Here is a 4715-nt window from a genome sequence, read left to right on the forward strand (position 1 = left end):
GGCTTGCGCACCGGCGGGGGCGGGGCCTGGATCCGGTCGTCATCCTCGTCATCGGCCTCCGCGACGGGGGCGGGGGCGCGATGGACCGGAGCGGGGCGCGGCGGCATCGCCGGCTCGGCCCGCGGACGGCCGGGAACGCCCCGGGGAGCGCCGGCGGGGGGCGCGAAGGGCTGCGCCGTGCCTTCCGCCGCGGCGATATCGGCGGCCCTGAGCATGGCGGCGAGTTGCGGCGAGGGCGCCTCGCTGCGCTGGGTCAGGCGGCTGACCGCGCTGCCCATGGCGCCGCTGACGGCGCGAAAGGGTGCGGCCAGGCGGCTGCCAAGGCTCGGTTCGCCGGCGGCCGGCGCCTCTTCCTGCCAGGCCCGGGCATAGGGCGGCGGCTCCTCCGGCACGACGATGCTGCGCTTCAGCGCCCGCGCGGTGACGCTGGCGCCGCCGCGCGCCGCGGAGCCCGCCATCCGTCCCGCCTGGCGCCAGGCGAGCAGGGGCACGCCCAGCGCCGCGAAGGACAGCGAGCCGGCCAGGGCGACGATGCCGACCTGCCCGATCACGTGGCCGAAGGGGCCCAGCAGGTCGCCGGCCCATTGCGTGATGCTGCCGGCGAGCAGCGCGCCCACGGCGCCGCCCGGCCCTGGCATGGCCGGGCTGCCGGCGGGCAGCGGCGCCAGGCTGAAGGCGGCGGCCAGCAGGGGCAGCGCCGCCAGCACCGCGGCGACCCGCCCGGCGAAGGGCGACAGGCCGCGATGCGTCGCCAGCCGCCAGGCCCAGCCCAGGCTGACCGCGACCGGCAGCATCCCGGCCCAGCCGAAGCCCTGCAGCAGCAGGTCGGCGGTGACGGCGCCGCCGGTGCCGGCGAGGTTGGTGGGTTCCAGGGTGGTCGCGGTGGAGAGCGAGGGATCGCGCGGATTGTAGCTGACCAGGGCCAGCAGCAGGCCGACGCCGCCCAGGGCCAGCACCAGCCCGGCGAGTTCCGCGCCGCGCCGGCGCAGCGCCGCCATGACCGCGGGCGAGGCGAAGCGGCCCGACTCCTGGCCCAGCCGGCCGGCGGCGGGGCTGGGGGAGGGGTCGCTGTGGCGGTCGGCAAAAGCGCGCGGCATGGGCCTCGGTCGTCTGCTGCTGAGTGAGGAATGCAACCTAGCATGGCAAGAGTTTGGTTTGAAAGGAAAGCGCGGCCGCCGGGAGTGACGGATGCCGCGACTCGCGGGCTGCCCCGCGCGGTGTGGCGCCGCTATCCTGCGCCGGTTCTCCGGGAAGGTCCGAAGCCTGTGCGAATCCTGCTTCTGAACGGCAATACCGACGCCGCCATGACCGGCCGCATGCTGCGCCTCGCCGAGGCGGCGCTGCCGGGCCTCGGCCTCGCTCACCTCCGGCTGATTCCGGCGACGGCGCGGTTCGGCGCCCGCTACATCGCCAGCCGCACCGCCGCCGCCATTGCCGGCCATGCGGTGCTGGAGCGGGTCGCCGAACACGCGGGCGCGGTGGAGGCCATCGCCATCGCCTGCTTCGGCGATCCCGGGCTGGACGCGGCGCGCGAGCTGGCCGGCATCCCGGTGACCGGCATGGCCGATGCGAGCCTGCGGGTGGCGCTGGAGATGGCGCCCCGCGTGGCCCTGCTGACCGGCGGCGCGGCCTGGGTGCCGATGCTGGAGGAATTCGCCGCCAGCCGGGGATGCGCGCCCGGCTCGGTCCTGGTGCGCGCGGTGGCGCCGACCGGGGACATGATCGCCCGCGAGCCCGAGCGGGCGCTGGATCTGCTGGCGGCGGAGGCGGCGGAAGCGGTCGCGGCGGGGGCCGGCGTCGTGGTGCTGGGCGGCGCGGGGCTGGCCGGGCTCGCGCCGCGCTTGGCGCCGCGCCTGCCGGTTCCGGTGCTGGACAGTCTGGACTGCCTGCTGCGCGTCGCGGCGCGTCCGCTGCCCGTGCCGCCGGGTCCGGGCGCCACGCCGACCACCGGCCTCGCCCCGGCCCTGGCGGCGCGGCTGGAGCCTTGACGCGGCGCAACATGCCGGCGCACGAAAGCGCCATGTCCAGGACCGATCTTTCCGACCCGCCCCCGCCCTATCACGAGCTGCTCGGCATCCGCCTGATCGAATGGCGGGACGGCTTCGCCCGTGTCGTCTGCGATGCCGGGCCGCAGCACATGAACCGCAGCGGCATCGTCCATGGCGGGGTGATGCTGTCGCTGATCGACCAGGCGGCCGCCTTCGCCGGCCTGTGGTGCAGCGTTCCGGGCAACCTCCGTAAGGCGGTGACCATCGATCTCGACTGCCGCTTCACCGGGCAGGTCAGCGGGGGCGAGATCGTGGCGGAGGGCAAGGTGGTCTCGCGCGGCCGCAACATCTTCTTCGCCCGCACGGAGGTCTTCGACGCCGCGGGCCGGATGGTGGCCTTCGGCGCCTCCACCCACCGCTGGCGCAAGGGCAGCGAGAGCGTCGAGGGCAGCCCGGCCGAAGGCGCCTGACCGTCCCGCCGCCCGCGCCCGCCGAAGCCGAGCCCGATGGAGGACAAGGGCGCCAGGGGACGAAGGCCCTCCTCCCGGGCCTTCCGGCCCCGAGGCGGGGCCAGGAAGCGGGCTCGCCGCGGGCGCTCCGCCCGGGCTAGGACGCCGCCTCGATCCGCCGCCAGCCCTGCCGCAGCGCGCGGTCCTGGCGACCGAAGGTGAAGATGTTCCCGCCACCCTCGCCCGGTTGGTCCGCCGCGCGGCTGATCGGCTGTCCCGCCAGGTGGCAGAGCAGCAGCGCTCCCACCGCGCCATGCGCGACGATGGCGATATCGCCCGGCGTTCCGGCCAGGCCCAGCACCCGCCCGACCGCCGCCACCATGCGGGCCTGGGCATCGACGGCGCGCTCCCAACCCCGGATGCTCACCTCGGGATGGGCGAAGAACAGGTCCGCCGTGGCCTCGAACTCCGGGCCGGGCAGGAAGCCGGTGGCGCTGCGGTCATTCTCGCCGAGTCCGGCATCGACCACGACCTCGAGCCCGAGCGGCGCGGCCAGGATCGCCGCCGTCTCGCGCGCCTTGCGCTCCGCGCTGCTGGCGACGAGCCGCAGCCTTCGGGCCCAGCTCTGGCGCGGCATGGCCAGGGCCCGCACCCGGCCGCGCTCCGACAGGCCCCAGTCCGGCACCGGGATGGCGGGGTCGATGGCGACCTCGGGATGGGTGATCAGATGGACGAGGCTCATGCGCGCCGCGGCTCCCGCACCGTCAGCAGGATGACGGCGCCGAGCGCCAGGAAGACCAGCACCGTGGCCATGCCGGCGCGCTGGCTCTGCGTCGCCGTGGTCACCGCCGCCAGGGCGGCCGGACCCAGGAAGCCGGTGATGCGGCCCGAGAGCGCGAAGAGGCCGAAATGCGCCGCCACCTCGCCGGGCGGGGCGAGCTGCGCCATGTAGCTGCGCGAGGCCGACTGCGCCGGGCCGAGGAACAGGCCGAGCAGCAGCGCCAGCCCCCAGAAGAGCGTCTTGTCCGTGGTCAGCACCAGGCCGAGGCCAAGGATCAGCAGGGCGGCCAGCGCGGCCAGGATGGTCCGCCGCGAGCCCAGCCGGTCCTCGATCAGGCCGAAGCCGGCGGCGCCGAGGCCGGCGGTGATGTTGAGCGCGATGCCGAAGAGCAGGATCTCCTCGAAGCCCATGCCGAAGACACCGGCGGCGTAGACGGCGCCGAAGGCGAAGAGGGTGTTGAGCCCGTCGGTGTAGAACAGCCGCGCCAGCAGGAAGCGGCCGACGGCCGGGTTGCGCGGCAGGCCGCGCAGCACGCCGGCGATCTCGTCCAGCCCGCGCCGCGCCGCCTCCGCCCAGCCCGGGCGCGGCGGTGGCGGATCGGGGAGCAGGGCCAGCACCGGCCAGCCGAAAAGCAGCATCCAGGCCGCGACCAGCAGGGCGGTGGCGCGCAGATGCTCGGCCGCGTCGCGGTCCAGGCCGAAGAGCGCGGGATCGGGCCGGACCAGCAGCAGCAGGCAGAGCACCAGGCAGGCCAGCCCCCCGGCATAGCCCAGCCCCCAGGCCAGGCCGGAGATGCGCCCGAGCCGCGCCGGGGGTGCCACGCCGGGCAGCATGGCGTTGTAGAAGACCGTGCCCAGCTCGAACCCCACCGTGGCGAGGCCGACGCAGACCAGCGCCTGGACGGCGAAGGCGGGATCGGGCTCGGCGAACCAGAGAAGGCCGGTGCAGAGGGCCGTGAGCAGCGTGCAGAGCAGCAGCATGGCGCGCCGCCGCCCGCCGGCATCGGCCACCGCGCCCAGCACGGGGGAGAGGAGGGCGATGGCGAGGCCCGCCGCCGTCTGCATCCAGCCCCACATCGCCTGCCCCTCGGCGGGCGTGGCGGCGATGCCCTGGGTGAAGTAGGCGGCGATGACGAAGGTGGAGACAACGGTGGGAAAGGCGCTGTTGGCCCAGTCGTAGAGCGCCCAGGCCCAGATCTTCAGGGTCGGATATGCCGGCATGGGCGTGACCATGCCCGGTGGGGGCGGCCATGGCCAGGGGGGCGCCCGGCCATGGCCCAGGGAAAGCGCACGGCCCCCGGGCCGGGTTCAGGCCACCTTGGCCAGCTCCCGCACCGCCACGGTGACGCCGGCGAGGTCGGGCCGCGCCGCCGCTTCCTGGGCGATGCGGATGGCCGCCTCCGCCCGGGGCAGGACGCCGCGCAGCGCGGCCCCGGCCAGCCGGGCCTGCAGCCCCGCGAGGTCGTCCAGCAGCGCCGCCTTGGCGCGGGTGCCGAAG

The 4715-nt window shown here is 75.9% G+C and carries 6 protein-coding genes; 2 read left to right on the plus strand and 4 right to left on the minus strand.

The window, feature by feature from the left end:
* Nucleotides 1-1097: DNA translocase FtsK 4TM domain-containing protein (locus ACVMLK_RS19825; RefSeq protein ID WP_457487393.1), on the minus strand; the 1097-nt coding region annotated here is incomplete at its 3' end.
* A 168-nt stretch (nucleotides 1098-1265) separates the two neighbouring features.
* Between ACVMLK_RS19825 and ACVMLK_RS19830 the strand changes: the two genes are divergently transcribed.
* Together ACVMLK_RS19830 and ACVMLK_RS19835 are read left to right on the plus strand one after the other, a co-directional pair.
* Nucleotides 1266-1988, plus strand: coding sequence for an aspartate/glutamate racemase family protein (locus ACVMLK_RS19830; protein WP_198368029.1), 723 nt, complete (start codon nucleotides 1266-1268; stop codon nucleotides 1986-1988).
* Nucleotides 1989-2020: 32 nt separating this feature from the next.
* Nucleotides 2021-2458, plus strand: a complete 438-nt coding sequence (locus ACVMLK_RS19835; protein WP_198368028.1) for a PaaI family thioesterase — start codon at nucleotides 2021-2023, stop codon at nucleotides 2456-2458.
* A 136-nt stretch (nucleotides 2459-2594) separates the two neighbouring features.
* Here the strand turns inward: ACVMLK_RS19835 and ACVMLK_RS19840 are convergent, their stop codons facing one another.
* The 3 genes from ACVMLK_RS19840 to ACVMLK_RS19850 all read right to left on the minus strand — a co-directional run.
* A complete protein-coding gene (locus ACVMLK_RS19840) occupies nucleotides 2595-3179 on the minus strand; it encodes a histidine phosphatase family protein (RefSeq protein ID WP_198368027.1) in 585 nt (194 codons plus the stop codon).
* Nucleotides 3176-4438 carry an MFS transporter gene (locus tag ACVMLK_RS19845; protein WP_198368026.1) on the minus strand — a complete coding sequence of 421 codons (1263 nt, stop codon included), beginning with the start codon at nucleotides 4436-4438 and terminating at the stop codon, nucleotides 3176-3178. The genes ACVMLK_RS19840 and ACVMLK_RS19845 overlap by 4 nt, the downstream gene beginning before the upstream one ends.
* A gap of 87 nt (nucleotides 4439-4525) precedes the next feature.
* On the minus strand, nucleotides 4526-4715 hold a 190-nt coding region (locus tag ACVMLK_RS19850), incomplete at its 5' end, for a hypothetical protein (RefSeq protein ID WP_457487394.1).

The sequence above is a fragment of the Teichococcus aerofrigidensis genome (assembly GCF_054073225.1).